Genomic DNA, 15,683 nt, shown 5'->3' on the forward strand with positions numbered 1-15,683 from the left:
ATTGAGTCCGTGGCGTCCCCCGTGACGGCGGCCGCCATCTGGGAGGCTCGTCGCGGAAGATGGGAGGGCGATGAGAGAGCAGTTGCTGAAGCAGGCCAGGGCGTGCGCCGAGCTGGGGTCGCCGATGTACGCGGAGCTGCTGACGCGGGCCGCGGACGAGGCGGCGGAGCTCGTCGGGGACGTGCTCGGGAAGCGGACGGAGGCCGGGTTCGTCATCGGGATGCTGGGGACGGTGCACCGGCTCGTGCTGGAGGGGCGCGTGCCGGACCTCGCCGCCCACTACCCGACCGCGGGCGGGACAGCGGACCCCCTGGACGCCTGGCCGGCGTTCCGGGACGTCCTGGCCCGGCACGCGGCGGAGATCCGCGCCGGGCTCGCCGACCCGCCGCAGACGAACGAGGTCGGGCGGGCGTCCCCGCTGGTCGGCGGGCTGCTCACGGCCACCGCTGGGCACGGCCTGCCGGTCAGGCTGCTGGAGATCGGCGCGAGCGCGGGCCTGAACCTGCGGGCCGACCACTTCCGGATCCTGCACGGGCACGGCGGCTACGGGCCGAGCTCGCCGGTGGTGCTGCCGGACGCCTGGCACGGCGCCCTCCCGCCGGACGTTCCGCTCACCGTCACGGAACGGCTCGGCTGCGACCCGGCGCCGCTGGACCCGTCCTCCCCGGAGGCGCGGCTGCGGCTGCTGTCGTACGTGTGGCCCGACCAGACGGCGCGGGTCGAGCGGCTGTTGGCCGCGTTCGAGGTGGCCGCACGGGTCCCGGCGAAGGTCGTGCGGGCGGGAGCCGCCGGGTTCCTGGACGGTCTCGCCCCGAAACCGGGCGCCGTCACGGTCGTGTGGCATTCGTCGATGCAGCCGTACATGTCCGGGGACGAGGCGGCGCGTGTCGTCCGGCACGTGGAGAACGCCGGTGCGGCCGCCACCGTGGACGCGCCCGTCGCCTACCTGACGTTCGAGGCCCGCGACGCCTCCCGCCTCCACTCCGTCCAGGTCGTGACGCTGCGGACGTGGCCGGACGGCGAGCGGAGGATCCTCGGCGAAGGCCCCGCGCACGGCCTCCCGATCACCTGGTTCTAGGCGATCTCGTGCCGGACGCCACCGGCGCCGGCGGGTTTCAGGCGCGGCGGGTGACGCTCAGCTCGACGCCGCCGACGATGTGGCCGCGCAGCAGCTCGGCGAGGCGGTCGGACACCCGCTGCACGGTGCGGCGCTCGTCGTGGCCCTCGACGACGGCGAACCGGACGGCCAGCTCCGTCGACTCGCCCTCGGTGACGCGGACGCCGCTGACGGACTGGTCGGAGCCGAACGCGGCCTCGACCGCGGCGAGGACGTCCGGGTCCTCGTGCGGGGGCGGGACGGGACGGCCCTCGGCGAGCAGGTGCAGGCGCAGGCCGTCCACGGCGAACGGGACGGGGCCCGCCACGTCCACGACCAGGGCGTCGGCGCCCTCGTCCAAGGTGGCGCGGCACGCCTCGCCCGCGCGGACCGCCACGGGACGGGCGTCGTCGCGCCACGCCTTCATCGTCTCGGTGCACGTGAAGCCGAGCACGCCGCGCCGGCCGTCGTCGCCGATCAGCGTCGGCAGCGCCATGTCGCTCGACTTCTCCCGGCGCGGCTCGCCGGGCTCGACGTCCTCCTCCTCGGTGAGGACGGCGACGATCGGCACGAGCAGCCTCGCGCCCCGCAGCCGCCGCAGCACCACGTGCGCGCCGACGCGCCCGGCGGCGTACCCGGCGAGCGCCTCGCAGAGCCGCGGGTCGGCGCCGCCGTCGTCCTCCGGGAACTGCGGTTCGGGAATGGTCAGTCCGGACACGGCAGGAAGGCTATATCCTCCGGCGACCGCTGTGGGTGTCTATTCGGATACTCTCCGTTTCGCTTTCGTCAGCCGAGGTCGGCGATCGCCGCGACGGTGCCGCCGCCGGACGGCCCCTGATGCACGGCCGCGACCGACACGAACACCGCCGGATCGCCTGTGACGGACGCCGCGACGCCGCCGACGCACGCCTTGATCTGCCGGTGCCAGTGCACGTCGGAGTCGTCCAGCATGATGTTGCGGCGGCCCCGGACCGAGCCGGACGGGTCGGCCTCGCACTTGATGAACACGTTGACGAGCCGGTCGCCGAGATCGGACGTGCGCGGCCGGGCGGGCAGGTCGAGGCCGGTCGAGGCGATGGCGTCCCAGATGCCGTCGGCGTCGAGCGCGTCCTTCATCACCCCGTGCCCGGCGCGGTACCGGCCGCCGATGCCGCGCACGTTGCCGACGACGACGATCTGCGCCCGGTCCAGCTCCACGCCCGACGAGCACGACGCCACCGACGAGTACAGCGACAGGTCCTGGTGGATCTGCGCGGCGGACGGCGGCTCGATCTCGCCCAGCGCGACGGCGATGCCGAGCGCGGTGGTGGAGTTGGAGATGTCCATCGACTTGAGGGTGTCCTCGGTGACGACGCCGTGCCCGCGGGCCTTGGCGTCGTTGATGGTGTCGAGCGTCAGCAGCGGTGTCTTCGTCTGGACGTAGTGCACGTCGGCCGGGTCGTCGATCCCGGCGAGCTTCATCGCCTCGCGGACGCCCGCCGCGACGGTCTCGACCATCGCGGGACGGCCGATGTCCTCGGGCCGGATGATGTCGCTCATCGCGACGCCGACGGACAGGCGCGGCTCGTCCGAGCGCGGCGCGGTCGCGGGGTCGACGGTGGCGAACACGGTGGCGTGCGGGCTGAGGACGCCGTCGGTGCCGCCCGACCACACCAGCGGGACGCGCCCGACCTCGTCCGCGGGGCGCGTGCCCTTGGCGATCAGCACCTCGCGGAACGCCCGGTCGGCCAGCAGCCGCGTGTAGTCGTTCACGCCGCCGTTGCCCTCGGTCTTGCCGACGACGGCGAGGACCCGGTCGGCGTCCAGGACGCCGTCGTCGATCAGCCGGGCCAGCCCGGACGCGTCGGTCACGCTCTCGATGGGGATCTTGCGGACTTCGATCGGATCGGGCACGTCATCGCTCCTCAGCTGCTCTGTTCGCTCTCTACCCCGGGTCACGCCTCGATGATCGTCCCGGCCTCGCCGCGTGTCGCGTCGCCGAGCCGGGCCAGCGACGCGATCGCCGCGCGCCGGCCGCCGGACGCGACGAACCGCCGCACGGCCTCCACCTTCGGGCCCATGCTGCCGCCGGCGAAGTGCCCGGCGGCGGCCAGCTCCGCCAGCTCGCCGGGGGTCGTGCGGCGCAGCGGGCGCGCCGCCGGCGTCCCGAACCCGGCCATCGCGTACTCCACGTCGGTCGCGATCACCAGGGTGGACGCGCCGAGCCGCCGCGCCAGCAGCTGCGCCGCGAGGTCCTTGTCGACGACGGCCTCGACGCCGCGGAGCGCCCCGTCCACGCGGGCCACGGGCACTCCCCCGCCGCCCGCCGCGACGACGACGTGCCCAGCGTCCAGCAGCACGGCTGCCGCGTCCGCGTCCAGGATCTCCAGCGGCTCCGGCGACGCGACGACACGCCGCCAGCCCCGCTCCCCGAAGTGCCGCCACACCTCGCCGCGCGCCATGGCCCGGCGCGCGTCCGCCTCCGGGAAGTACCGGCCGATCGGCTTGGCGGGCGCCGCGAACCCGGGGTCGGAGGCGTCCACCAGCGTCCGCGTCACGACCGTCGACACCGGCCGCGCCGCGTCCCGCCCGGCCAGCGCCCGCTCCAGCGCGTTCATGATCATCACACCGACGGTGGCCTGGGTCTGCGCGCCGCACCAGTCCAGCGGGACCGGCGGCACCACGCCCGCCGCCAGCCGGTTCTTGATCAGCAGGTTGCCGACCTGCGGCCCGTTCCCGTGCGTGAGCGCGACCCGCGCGCCCGCCGCGACCAGGTCCGCCACCGGTCCCATCGCCGCCTCGATCGCCGCCGCCTGGGCGTCCGGCGCGGCGCTGCCGTCCGGCGCGGTCATGGCGTTGCCGCCGAGCGCGATCAGGACCCGCTCACCGTCGAGCGCGCCTCCGCCGTTCCAGCTCACAGGCCGAACGCTAGCGGCGCCGGACGTCCCGCTCATGGGCGAAATCCGCCCAACGGGCGTCGTTTCTTCGGCAATCCGCGCTGATTCCCCGCCGGCTTTCAGCGGAGGCGGGCGAGGCGTTCCACGGCCTCGTCGATGACCTCGTCCTTCTTGCAGAACGCGAAGCGGACGAAATGCGCGCCCGCCTCGGCGTGGTCGTAGAACACCTGCGTCGGGATCGCGACGACGCCCGCCTTCTCCGGCAGTGCGCGCGCCAGCGCCATGCCGTCGGTGAAGCCCAGCGGCCGGATGTCGGCCTGGACGAAGTACGTGCCCTGCGGCCGGTACGTGCTGAACCCTGCGGCCTCCAGGCCGGTGATGAGCCGGTCGCGCTTGGCCTGCAGCGACTTGCGCAGCTCCTCGACCCAGGGGATCTCGTTGGCCAGCGCGTACGCGGCGGCCCGCTGGTAGGGGGCGCTGACCGCGTAGGTGAGGAACTGCTTCACCGTCTGGACGGCGCGGACGTGGGGCGCGGGCGCGGTCACCCAGCCGGTCTTCCAGCCGGTGACGGAGAACGACTTGCCCGCGGACGACACCGACACCGTCCGCTCGCGCATGCCGTCCAGCGTGGCGATGGGGATGTGCTCGGCGTCGTCGAACGTCAGGTACTCGTACACCTCGTCGGTGATCGCGACGAGGTCGTGCTCGCGGCAGACACCGGCGATGGCCTCCAGCTCGGCGCGCGTGAACACGGTCCCGGCGGGGTTGTGCGGCGAGTTCACCAGGATCGCCCTGGTGCGGGGGCCGACCGCCGCGCGCAGCTCGTCGGGGTCGAACGTGAAGCGCCCCTCGACCGGACGGAGCGTGACGGGCCTGCGCACCGCCCCCGCGAGCGCGATCACGGCCGCGTAGGAGTCGTAGTAGGGCTCGAAGACGATGACCTCGTCGCCGGGACCCGCGAGGGCCAGCACCGACGCCGCGATGCCCTCGGTCGCGCCCACGGTGACGAAAACCTCGGTCGCCGGGTCGTACGACAACCCGTACCGCGCCAGCCGCTGCGCCGACACCGCTTCCCGGAGCTGCGGCAGGCCCGGCCCGGGCGGGTATTGGTTCGCGCCGGTCCGGATCGCCTCGACGGCCGCGTCCAGGACGGCCTTCGGGCCTTCCTCGTCCGGGAAGCCCTGGCCGAGATTGATCGCGCCGGTCCGGACGGCGAGGGCCGACATCTCGGCGAAGATCGTCTCGCCGAACTCCTGCATCCGCGCTACGAGAGGCTCGCTCACGCCGAACAGACTAACGGGCCCTCAGATCCAGCCCATGTCGCGTGCGGCGCGGACGGCGGCGAGCCTGTTGGATTCGCCCAGTTTGGTCATGGCGGTGGACAGGTAGTTGCGGACGGTGCCCTCGGACAGGTGCAGCTGGGAGGCGATGCGGGCGGTCTCGGCACCGGTGCCGGTGAGGCGCAGGACCTCGCGTTCGCGGTCGGTGAGGGGATTGTCGCCCGCCGCCATGGCACTGGCGGCGAGCTCGGCGTCCAGGTAGCGGCCGCCGTCGTGGATCTTGCGGATGGCGGCGGCGAGCTCCTGGGTGGGGGCGTCCTTGGCGACGAAGCCGCGGACGCCGGCGGCCATGGCGCGGCGCAGGTAGCCGGGGCGGCCGAAGCTCGTCAGGATGCAGATCGAGCAGCGGGCGCCGGACGCGGTGAGGCGTTCGGCGACGGTGAGGCCGTCCGCGCCGGGCATCTCGATGTCGAGGACGGCGACGTCCGGGGCGTGCTCGGCGACCGCGGCGGCGACCTCGTCGCCGCGGCCGACCTCGGCGACGACCTCCAGGTCGGGCTCCAGGCCGAGCAGCGCGGCGACGGCGCCGCGGATGAGGTGCTCGTCGTCGGCCAGCAGGACGCGGATCACGCCGTCCTCCCGGCGACCGCCCCGGCGGGAGCGGCGCCCTTGCCGGGGGCGGTGCCCTTGTCGCTTGCGGGGAGCGGGACGGCGGCGCGCAGCAGGAAGCCGTCGCGGCCGTGGCGCCCGGACGTGACCTCGCCGCCGAGGACGGCGACGCGCTCGGCGAGCCCGGTGAGGCCGGAACCGCTCCCGTCACCCTGCCCGGCGGCGGGGCCGTGGACGCCGTCGTTGCGCATCTCCAGCACCACGGACCCGTCGTAGGCGGTGAGCGCGACGGCGCAGCGCCGCGCCTCGCTGTGCTTGATCACGTTGGTGGCGCCCTCCCGGATGACCCAGGCCAGCACCGAGCGGACCTCGGGCGGCAGCGTGTCCGGCGGGTCGCCGATCTCGCAGCGGATCCCGGCGGCCTCCAGCACGGCCCGGGCTCCGGCCAGCTCGGCGTCCAGCTCGGCGGCGCGGTACCCGCTGACGGCGGACCGCACCTCGCGCAGCGCCTCCCGCGCGGTCCGGCGGACGTCGGCCATCTCTGCGCCGGCGCGGTCGGGGTCGGTGCCCGCCAACCGCATGGCCAGCTCGCTCTTCACCGCGATGAGGGAGAGGCTGTGGCCGAGGAGGTCGTGCAGGTCACGGGAGAAGCGGAGCCGCTCCTCGGTGACCGCGAGCCGGGCGAGGGCGTCGCGGGCGGCGTGGGTCTCCCGGTGCATCTCCCACATGCGGCGCTGGTACCGGTTGAGGAAAACGGTGACGCCGCAGCCGACGACGTAGATCCCGAACATGAGCGGAAGGAGCCCGTACCAGGGGAGCGCTCCGTCCGGGGCGAGACGCTGCGCGGCGACCGTGGTGAGGAGCGAGCAGAACGCCGCGACGACGACGCACAGGGCGGCCATCTGCCTGCGGCTGAGCGGTGACAGCACCACCGCGGACACCCAGAAGGCCGGGATGACGTTGAACAGCGGGCCGGTCAGGATCATCACGCTCAGCGCGGCCGCCAGCGTACCGCTGAGCACGATGTCGCGGCGCGACGCCCTGCCCGCCAGGCCCGTCTTGACGAGCCGCGCGTAGTACCAGCTGAGCAGGGCCAGTCCCGCGAGAACCAGGACGGCGAGGGGGACGCCGATGCGGCCGTCGGTGTAGGCGATGCCCAGCCCGGCGAGGCTCGGCACGACGAAGCCGACGGCGGCGCACAGGAACGAGCGGTAGGTGATCCGCCGGTAGCGTTCGAGCCTGCGGGTGTCGCGCGCTTCGAGGTCCGCCGTGGTCGCGACCGTCATGTCCCGCCTCCCTCCCGTCCCGCACTGTATTCGGTGCCGGGCGGTCGATCAGGCATGGCGGGGTTCCCAGCGGAACCAGCGGGCGGCGAGCGCGCGGCCGAGCACGGCCCAGAGGGCGAGGACGCCGAAGGACGGCAGGCAGGTGCGCCAGCCCGCCAGGACGCCGACGGACGGGTGCGCGGAGTGGTCGTGGAAGTCCTGCCCGAAGTACCCGGTCCTGGTGATCTCCACGACGGGGCTGAGCGGGGTGAACCGGCTGATCTGGGCGAGCCATCCGGGCAGGTCGTCCAGCGGGAACATGACGCCGGCGCCGAGCATGCAGCCGAACACGATCGGCAGGACGGTGAGCTGCGCCAGCTCGGCGCTCGGGCTGACGCCGGAGAGCGCGAACGCCAGGGCCGCGAAGACGGCGACACCGCCCGCGAGGCCCGCCAGGACGAGGACCGGGTCGGCGGGGAACCGGCCGCCGAGCGCGACGCCGAGCACGGTGAGCAGCGCCAGCGCCTGGACGGCGTACATCCCGGTCGCGGTGAGGACGCTGCCGCCGGTGATCTCCGCGTCCGACAGCGCGGTGCCGCGGAGCCGCTTGAGGGTCAGGTCCTCGCGGCGGGCGGTGAACACGGTGACGAGGTTCATCAGGACGCCGAAGACGAGGAAGAAGCCGAGGTGGCCGGTGCCCTGCAGGAGCGCGCCGTCCACGCCGCCCATGTCGACGCCCTTCATCGGGACGAGCATCCCCGCGAACACCACCGGCAGGCCGAAGACGGTGACCAGGGACGACTTGTTGCGCCACAGGAGCGTGAGGTCGAGGCGGGAGACGCGGAGCATGGCGGAGAGGGAGACGGCGGGAAGGGAGGTCGCGGCGAGGTTCATCGGGTGGTTCCTTCGGCGGCGGTGCGGAGGAAGACGTCTTCGAGGGAGGCGCTGCGGGCCTGCAGGCCGTCCAGCGGGACCCGTTCCTCCTCGGCCCAGCGGAGCAGGTCGTACAGGCCCGCCTGGAGGCCGGTGCCGGTCACGGTGTAGGAGGCGACGGTGCGTCCGCCGTCGACGGTGATGTCGGCGCGGGCGCCGCCCAGCGCGGGCAGTTCGGCGACCCGGACGCGTCCGGGCAGCTGGAAGCTGATGCGATCGCCGTACCCGGCGACGACGTCGCCGACCGTCCCGGACGTCTTGATCCGGCCCCGGTGCAGGATGGCGAGCCGGTCGGCGAGCCGCTCGGCCTCCTCCAGGTAGTGGGTGGTCAGCACGACGGTGGCGCCGCTCGCGACGACGTCCCGGACGATCTTCCAGGTGGTGTGCCGGGCCTCGGGGTCCATGCCGGCGGTCGGCTCGTCCAGGAACAGCACGGCGGGACGGCCGAGCAGCGCGAGCGCGAGGTCGAGGCGGCGTTTCTGGCCGCCGGACAGCTGCCGGACCCGCACGCCGGCCTTCTCGGTGAGGCCGGCGAGGGCGACGGCCTCGTCGCGGCCGCGGGGCGCGGGGGTGAAGCCGCGCCAGTGGTCGACGGTCTCGGCGACGGTGAGGTCGGCGAAGAAGCCGCCCTCCTGCAGCATGATGCCGATCCGGGGCCGGACGGCGCGGCGCTCGCGGTGCGGGTCGCGGCCGAGGACCCGGACGGTCCCCTCGTGGACGGCCCGGTGCCCCTCCAGGGCTTCGAGGGTCGTCGTCTTGCCGGCACCGTTCGTGCCGAGGAGCGCGAACAGCTCACCGGTCCTGACCTCGAAGGAGATCCCGGCGACGGCCTCGAAGTCCCCGTACCGCTGGCGGAGTCCCTCGACGCGGATGGCTGTGCTCGTATCCATGCCCCAAGCGTCGCGATCGGGGCGAGTCCGCCGGTAGAAGCGCGTATCACCGGTTCAGGCGGCGCCTGTCAGCCGATCGGCATGACAGGTGTCATGCGGCCGCGCCGGCGGCTACGGCGTGATGTCGCCCAGGCGGGTCTTGACGACCTTGCCCATGGCGTTGCGCGGCAGCGACCCGACCAGGTGCACCACGCGGGGGCGCTTGTGGGCCGACAGCCGCTCCGCCACGAAGTCGATCAGCTGCCCTTCGGCGACGCCGTCCGCGACGACGTACGCGGTGACCTGCTCGCCGAGGTCGTCGTGCGGGGTTCCGACGACGGCGGCCTCCCGGACGCCCGGATGCGCGAGCAGCGCGTTCTCGATCTCGCCCGCGCCGATCCGGTAGCCGCCGCTCTTGATCAGGTCGGTGGACGCGCGGCCGACGATGCGGTGCCAGCCGTCCGGGCCGATGGTCGCGATGTCGCCGGTGCGGAACCAGCCGTCCGCGGCGAACGACTCCGCGGTGGCGTCGGGGCGGTTGAGGTACCCCTTGAACAGCAGCGGGGCGCGGACGTGCAGCTCGCCGGGCGTCTCGCCGTCCGCCGGGGCGGGGCCGCCGTCCTCGGCGGCGAGGCGGGTCTCGACGCCGGTCAGCGGGGTGCCGACGTAGCCGGGACGCCGGTCGCCGTCGGCGCGGGCGCTGATCGTGATGAGCGTCTCGGTCATGCCGTACCGCTCGACCGGACGGTGCCCGGTGAGCCGCGCGAGCCGCTCGAAGACGGGCACGGGCAGGGGCGCGCTGCCGGAGACGAGCAGCCGCGCGCCGCGGAGGGCCCGCGCGGCGGACGGCTCGGCGGCCGTCCTCGACCAGACGGTGGGGACGCCGAAGAACAGGCTCCCGCCGTCGTTCTGAGCCGCAGCGGCGTAGGAGTCGGGCTTGGGCCGTCCCGTGTGCACGAGCGGTGAGCCGACCCGCAGCGCCCCGAGGACGCCCAAGACGAGCCCGTGCACATGGAAGAGGGGCAGCCCGTGGACGAGGACGTCGTCCGGCGTCCAAGCCCAGGCGTCTGCGAGCGCGTCCAGCCCGGCGGCGATCGCGCCGCGCGAGATCAGCACGCCCTTCGGCGCGCCCGTCGTCCCGCTGGTGTAGAGGATCAGCGCGGTGGCCCCGGCGTCCGGCCCGGTGTTCGTGTTCCCGTCGTGCGGGAGCGCGTCGACGGGGATGAGCGGTGGTTCGCCCTCCGCCCGTGCGGTGGCGTCGCGGGCGGCGAGGAGGAGGCCCGCGCCGGAGTCGTTGAGGATGTGGGCGCGTTCGGCCGGGCCGGAGTCCGGGGGCAGCGGCACGACCGGGACGCCCGCGAGGAGGCCGCCGACGACCGCCGCGACCGTCTCCAGGGACGCCGTGGCGTGCACGGCGACGGCGTCCGCGCCCCGGATCTCCGCGGCCACGGCCGACGCCCAGCCGAGCAGCTCCTCGCGTGGCAGGCCGCGTCCCGCGATCCGCACCGAGCCGCCGCCCGTCGCGCCGAGCAGGTCCATTCGTGGCCCCTCTCCGTCCGTCCTGGAAGTATGCCGTCCGTGCCGTTCACGCCGGGCGCCGCCCTGACCTACCCCGCGCTCGCCGCGCGGCTGCCGGCCCTGCCGCCGTCGTGCGGTCCGGCGCGCCTCGTCGCGATCGACGGGCCGAGCGGCGCGGGCAAGTCGACGTTCGCCGGTCATCTCGCGGAGGTTCTCGTGGGCGCGCCGGTGGTGCGGTCGGACGACTTCCGGGTGCCGTGGGACGCCGACCCGCTCACCTGGTGGGGACCGCTCCGCGCGGCCGTCCTCGACCCGCTCCGCGACGGGCGGCCCGCCGCCCTGCGCCGCTACGACTGGCACCGTGACGTGTACGGCGCGGAGGAGGAGATCCCGGTGGGGCCCGTCCTGATCGTCGAGGGCGTCGGGGCCGCGTGGGCGGGGTCGCCCGCCGCGTTCCGGATCTGGATCGACGCGCCGCGCGACCTGCGCCGCGCCCGCGCCATCGACCGCGACGGCCCCGAGTACGCCGGCGCCTGGGACGCATGGAGCATCCGCGAGACGGCGTTCTTCGCCGCCGACGGCACCCGCGCCCGGTCCGACCTCCTCGTGGACGGCACCGCGTTCACGTCCCATCGCTTCCGGACCTACTCGACGGCGTCGACGTCGGCGGCTGACAGCCCGCCGGACAGTTCGGGATAGCCGGGCCCCCGGTCGAAGAACGGCGCCGGGCCGCGTTCGGCGCGCCGCCGCGCCCGCAGGGCCGTGGTCGCTCGTTCGTCGACGAGGCCGCCGGTCAGGACGACGCCGTAGTCGTCGCGGGCGCCTTCGAGGGAGACCTTGCCGTCGCGCACGTCGGCCGCCACGCGGGACGGGTCGCGGTCCAGGGGGTCGCCCCAGCCGCCACCCCCGGTCGTGCGGATGCGGATGACCTGCCCGGCCTTGACGGGCCGGTCGTCCACGAGGCCGTCCATCTCCTCGCCGTCGATGTCCACGCGGAAGGGACGTCCGGCGCGGCCGCCGTTGACGCCCCAGCACGACAGGATCGACCGGTCGGCGATCGACATGTAGTGGGCGTCGCGGAGCATCCGGATGTGCTTGTCGTAGCCGAGCCCGCCCCGGTACTCCCCCGGCCCGCCGGAGTCGGCGGCGAGGCCGAGGCGCTCGACGATGAACGGCCAGCGGGCCTCGGCGAACTCGGCGGGGATGTTGCGGGAGTCGGGCACGACGTGGATCGTGTCCTCGCCGTCCGCGTAGTAGCGGCCGCCGGAACCCCCGCCGAGGACTTCCCGCATCAGGTACGGGCCGCGGTCGTCCTCGCCGTAGACGCCGGTGTAGCGGATCGTCTCCTGGTCGGCGGGCATCCGTCCGCCGGTGGCCTTCGCCAGGACGCCCGCGAGGACGCCGAGCAGCCGCAGGATGACGAACGTGCGGGCGTTCGTCGGCGCCGGGAAGACGGGCGTGAGCAGGGTGCCCTTCTCCGGGAACCGCATCTCGATGAGCGGCACGACGCCCTCGTTGACGTCCATCTCGGCGGCCCGCTCCGGCGTGTCGGCCAGGTTCCGCAGGACGGGCGCCAGCCATTTCTTCAGGAAGACCCCGTCGCAGTAGTCGCCCGCGTGGTTGATCGGGCCCTTGGCCTGCGGGGACGTCCCGGCGAAGTCGATGACGAGCGGGACGTCCGCCGCCTTGTCGACCGTCAGCGTGATGCGCTGGGCGTGCAGGCGCGGCGGGTCGACGCCGTCGTGCTCGGCGTAGTCCTCCCAGACGAACGTGCCGTCCGGGATCTTGGCGAGCAGCTCGCGGCGGAACGTCTCCGTCGTCCGGTCGATGATCGCGTCGAAGCACGCCTCGACGCCGGCGCGGCCGTAGCGGGCGAACAGGTCGCCGAGGCGGCGGGCGCCCATCAGGCAGGCGGAGCACTCGGCGTCCAGGTCGCCGGCGAGGGAGTCGGGCATCCGCGAGTTGCGGGTCATGATCGTCAGCGCCGCCCGGTTCGGGACGCCCTGGTCCCACAGCTTGATCGGCGGGACCATCAGGCCCTCCTCGAACGCGCTGCGGGCATGGCTCGGCATCGACCCGGGGACGGCGCCGCCGATGTCGTCGTGGTGGCCGAACGCCTGGACGAACGCGACCACCTCGCCGCCGTGGAACACCGGGACGGTGACGCACAGGTCCGGCAGATGCCCGATGCCGCCTTCCGACAGGTACACGTCGTTGTGGAAGAACACGTCGCCCGGCCGCATCTCCCCGAGCGGGAAGTCGCGGGCGATCGGCTGGACGAGCGCCGAGTAGGAGCGTCCGGTCAGCTTGCGGAGGCGGCGGTCGTGGATGCCCGCGCGGAAGTCGTGCGCGTCCCGGATCATCGGGGAGCGGGCCGTCCGCGCGATGGCCGTCTCGACCTCCCGCTCGACGGACGCGAGCGTCCCCTCGACGATCTCCAGCAGGATCGGGTCGATCCCGGGTGCGGTCATCGGGTCACCACCAGGTTGCCGTAGCCGTCGAGGTCCGCGGTGAAGCCGGGGTGCAGCGGGAGCGTCGAGCCGAACTCCTCGATGACGGCCGGGCCCGTCACGGTGTCGCCGGGGGCGAGTCTCTCGCGGCGGTAGACGGCCGTCTCCTCCCACTCGTCGAAGTAGACCGCCCGCGTGCCGGTTCTGGCGCGCGACGGGTCGCCGTCTCCCTTCGGCCGTTCGGTGAGGTCCGGCCGGGCGATCGGGCCGATCCCGGAGACGCGCAGGTTGACCCACTCGACGGGATGCCGCGGGTCGTCCCGGTGGCAGTAGCCGTAGAGGGCCTCGTGGGCGTCGTGGAACCGGCGGACCACGTCGGCGCGGAACCCTTCGTCCGGGCGCCCGGCGGGCGCGGGGACCCGCACCTCGAACGCCTGCCCGTAGTAGCGCAGGTCGGCGGAGCGGGCGAAGCGGCGGCCCGCCTCCGGGAACCCTTCGCGCGCCAGCGCCCGCGCGGCCTCCGTCTCCAGGTCGGCGTAGACCGCGTCCAGGAGGGCGGGGTCGAGCTCCGCGTCCCGGACGACGCGCGTCCGGACGTAGTCGTTCTTCACGTCGACCGTGAGCAGCCCGAACGCCGAGAGGTTGCCCGGGTTCTCGGGGACGACGGCGGCGGGCAGGCCGAGGACGTCGAGCAGCCGGCACGCGAGCAGCGGCCCGGACCCGCCGAACGCGACCAGCGGGTAGTCGCGGACGTCCAGGCCCCGCTTGACGGTGATCTGCCGGATGGCGTTGGCCTGGTTCCACGCCGAGATCTCCAGGATGCCCGCGGCGGCCCGCTCGACCGGCAGGCCGAGCCCCTCGGCGAGCGCGCCGAGGCCCGCGCGGGCGGCGGCCACGTCCAGGGGGACCTCGCCGCCGAGCAGATGCGGAGGGACGCGGCCGAGGACGGCGTGCGCGTCCGTGACCGTCACCTCGGTGCCGCCGCGCCCGTAGCAGAGCGGGCCGGGGTCGGCGCCCGCGCTGCGCGGCCCGACCTTCAGCGCGCCCTCCGGCGACCGCCACGCGACCGACCCGCCGCCCGCCCCGACCGTCACGATGTCGATCATCGGGATCTTGACGGGATGGCGGCCGATCGAGCCCTCGGTGGTGAGGGTCGGCTCGCCGTCCAGGACGACCGCGACGTCGGTGGACGTCCCGCCGCCGTCCAGCGTCACCACCGAGCCGTGCCCGCTGCGGGAGACCACGAACGCCGCGCCGAGCGCCCCCGCCGCCGGGCCCGACAGGACGGTCGTGATCGGCTGGCGGGCAACCTCCTCCGCCGACAGCACGCCGCCGTTGCTCTTCATCACCAGCAGCCGGGACGCGACCCGCCCCAAAAGCCGTTCCGTGATCCGCGCGAGGTAGCCGTTCATCGCGGGCTTGACGGCGGCGTCCACCAGCGTCGTCACCGACCGCTCGTACTCGCGGTACTCGCGCAGCACCTCGCACGACAGCGACACCACGGCGTCCGGGTGCTCGCGGGCCAGCACGTCCCGCATCGCAAGCTCGTGCGACGGGTCGGCGTAGTAGTGCAGGAAGCACACCCCGATCGCGAGGATCCCCTCGTCGCGGAACCAGCGGGCCGCCGCGACCGCCGACTCCTCGTCGAAGGGACGCAGCTCGGCGCCGGTGTGGTCGAGCCGCCCGCCGACCGTCCGCACCCGGTGCGCCGGGACGATCCGCGGCGGCTTCACCCAGAAGTAGCTGTTGCCGTAGCCGTCCGGGACGCTCTGCCGCGCGATCTCCAGGATCGACCCGAAGCCCTCGGTGGTGATGAGGCCGAGGTCGTCGATCCGGTCCTCCAGGAGCCGGTTCGTCGCGACGGTCGTGCCGTGCGACAGCGCGGCCACGTCCGCCGGCTCCGCGCCGAGGAGGGCGAGGACCTTCGCGACGCCGCCGGCGAACCCCTCCGCCGGGTCGGCGGGCGTCGAGGGCGTCTTCGTGGTGACGAGCCCGCCGCCGTCCTCGTCCAGCGCGACGACGTCGGTGAACGTCCCGCCCGTGTCGATCCCGATCCGCAGCCGCCTCATGCACACGGGTCTACCGGACGCCGCCCACCTGCGAAACCGTCGCAATCTGCCAACGGGCCGGATCCTCTTTCGTGAGGGCGCGTTACGGCTAGGCTGAGCAGTTCCCATCACGACGAGACGCTGGAGCCCGTTCATGGCCCTGGAACGCCCCGAGATCGACTTCCCCGAGGGACAGCCGCCCACGTACCTCGACATCACCGACATCAGCGAGGGCGACGGTCCGGAGGCCGCGAAGGGCTCGGACGTGTCGATGCACTACGTCGGCGTGTCGTGGTCCACCGGCGAGGAGTTCGACGCGTCCTGGAACCGGGGCGGCACGTTCGACTTCCAGCTCGGCGCCGGGCGCGTCATCAAGGGCTGGGACATGGGCATCGCCGGGATGAAGGTCGGCGGGCGCCGCAAGCTCGTCATCCCGCCGCACCTCGCCTACGGCGACCGCAGCCCGAGCCCGGCCATCAAGCCGGGCGAGACGCTCATCTTCGTCGTCGACCTCGTCGCGGTGAACTGACGTCCCTCCGGCCGCTCAGCGGCGGGAGCGGCGGCCCAGCAGGTAGCCGAGCGCCACTCCGATGAGCGCGACGAGCCCGCCGGAGCCGAACGCGACGACCATCGGCAGGGCGGCGGACGCGCGGTCCGGCCCGCCCGCCGCCCTGCCGCTGGTCTGGCTCTTATACACATCTCCGAGCCCACGAGACCCTAAGACACCTCGTATGCCGTC

At 74.1% G+C, this 15,683-nt stretch carries 15 protein-coding genes; 3 read left to right on the forward strand and 12 right to left on the reverse strand.

Features of this window, described 5'->3' with window-relative positions:
• The first annotated feature begins 70 nt into the window (after positions 1-70).
• Positions 71-1,078, forward strand: a complete 1,008-nt coding sequence (locus ETD83_RS06605) for a DUF2332 domain-containing protein (protein WP_138644155.1) — start codon at positions 71-73, stop codon at positions 1,076-1,078.
• A gap of 37 nt (positions 1,079-1,115) precedes the next feature.
• Here ETD83_RS06605 and ETD83_RS06610 read toward each other — a convergent pair whose 3' ends face one another.
• The 9 genes from ETD83_RS06610 to ETD83_RS06650 form a co-directional block, all read right to left on the reverse strand.
• Positions 1,116-1,814 (reverse strand): SseB family protein, encoded by a 699-nt coding sequence (locus tag ETD83_RS06610; protein ID WP_138644156.1) that lies wholly within the window; start codon positions 1,812-1,814, stop codon positions 1,116-1,118.
• A gap of 68 nt (positions 1,815-1,882) precedes the next feature.
• The gene (bar, locus tag ETD83_RS06615; RefSeq protein ID WP_138644157.1) at positions 1,883-2,989 is read right to left on the reverse strand and encodes a barbiturase; all 1,107 of its coding nucleotides are present in this window, start codon (positions 2,987-2,989) and stop codon (positions 1,883-1,885) included.
• 41 nt (positions 2,990-3,030) lie between these two features.
• Positions 3,031-3,993 (reverse strand): carbamate kinase, encoded by a 963-nt coding sequence (locus ETD83_RS06620; RefSeq protein ID WP_230420728.1) that lies wholly within the window; start codon positions 3,991-3,993, stop codon positions 3,031-3,033.
• Positions 3,994-4,091: 98 nt separating this feature from the next.
• Positions 4,092-5,255: a pyridoxal phosphate-dependent aminotransferase gene (locus ETD83_RS06625; protein ID WP_138644159.1), complete on the reverse strand. Its 1,164-nt coding sequence runs from the start codon at positions 5,253-5,255 to the stop codon at positions 4,092-4,094.
• A gap of 21 nt (positions 5,256-5,276) precedes the next feature.
• The gene (locus ETD83_RS06630) at positions 5,277-5,882 is read right to left on the reverse strand and encodes a response regulator transcription factor (protein WP_138644160.1); all 606 of its coding nucleotides are present in this window, start codon (positions 5,880-5,882) and stop codon (positions 5,277-5,279) included.
• On the reverse strand, positions 5,879-7,147 hold the full coding sequence (locus tag ETD83_RS06635; protein WP_138644161.1) for a sensor histidine kinase: 1,269 nt from the start codon (positions 7,145-7,147) through the stop codon (positions 5,879-5,881). Before ETD83_RS06635 ends, ETD83_RS06630 begins: the two co-directional genes overlap by 4 nt.
• 48 nt (positions 7,148-7,195) lie before the next feature.
• Positions 7,196-8,020, reverse strand: coding sequence for an ABC transporter permease (locus ETD83_RS06640; RefSeq protein ID WP_138644162.1), 825 nt, complete (start codon positions 8,018-8,020; stop codon positions 7,196-7,198).
• Positions 8,017-8,949 (reverse strand): ABC transporter ATP-binding protein, encoded by a 933-nt coding sequence (locus tag ETD83_RS06645; protein WP_138644163.1) that lies wholly within the window; start codon positions 8,947-8,949, stop codon positions 8,017-8,019. Before ETD83_RS06645 ends, ETD83_RS06640 begins: the two co-directional genes overlap by 4 nt.
• Before the next feature lie 111 nt (positions 8,950-9,060).
• Positions 9,061-10,467, reverse strand: coding sequence for an acyl-CoA synthetase (locus ETD83_RS06650; RefSeq protein WP_138644164.1), 1,407 nt, complete (start codon positions 10,465-10,467; stop codon positions 9,061-9,063).
• A 30-nt stretch (positions 10,468-10,497) separates the two neighbouring features.
• Here ETD83_RS06650 and ETD83_RS06655 point away from each other — a divergent pair, with 30 nt between their 5' ends.
• A complete protein-coding gene (locus tag ETD83_RS06655) occupies positions 10,498-11,145 on the forward strand; it encodes a uridine kinase family protein (protein ID WP_205717520.1) in 648 nt (215 codons plus the stop codon).
• On the opposite strand, the gene ETD83_RS06660 is transcribed toward ETD83_RS06655, so the two are convergent.
• Both ETD83_RS06660 and ETD83_RS06665 read right to left on the reverse strand, forming a co-directional pair.
• Positions 11,091-12,917 (reverse strand): hydantoinase B/oxoprolinase family protein, encoded by a 1,827-nt coding sequence (locus tag ETD83_RS06660; protein ID WP_138644165.1) that lies wholly within the window; start codon positions 12,915-12,917, stop codon positions 11,091-11,093. The genes ETD83_RS06655 and ETD83_RS06660 overlap by 55 nt on opposite strands.
• Positions 12,914-14,965, reverse strand: coding sequence for a hydantoinase/oxoprolinase family protein (locus ETD83_RS06665; RefSeq protein WP_138644166.1), 2,052 nt, complete (start codon positions 14,963-14,965; stop codon positions 12,914-12,916). Before ETD83_RS06665 ends, ETD83_RS06660 begins: the two co-directional genes overlap by 4 nt.
• A 133-nt stretch (positions 14,966-15,098) precedes the next feature.
• Here ETD83_RS06665 and ETD83_RS06670 point away from each other — a divergent pair, with 133 nt between their 5' ends.
• Entirely contained in the window at positions 15,099-15,473 is a 375-nt protein-coding gene (locus tag ETD83_RS06670) for an FKBP-type peptidyl-prolyl cis-trans isomerase (RefSeq protein ID WP_138644167.1), read from the forward strand.
• Positions 15,474-15,488: 15 nt separating this feature from the next.
• On the opposite strand, the gene ETD83_RS42265 is transcribed toward ETD83_RS06670, so the two are convergent.
• Positions 15,489-15,641, reverse strand: a complete 153-nt coding sequence (locus ETD83_RS42265; protein WP_171064052.1) for a hypothetical protein — start codon at positions 15,639-15,641, stop codon at positions 15,489-15,491.
• Between the last annotated feature and the right edge of the window lie 42 nt (positions 15,642-15,683).

This window comes from Actinomadura soli (genome assembly GCF_005889715.1).
Classification (GTDB): domain Bacteria; phylum Actinomycetota; class Actinomycetes; order Streptosporangiales; family Streptosporangiaceae; genus Spirillospora; species Spirillospora soli.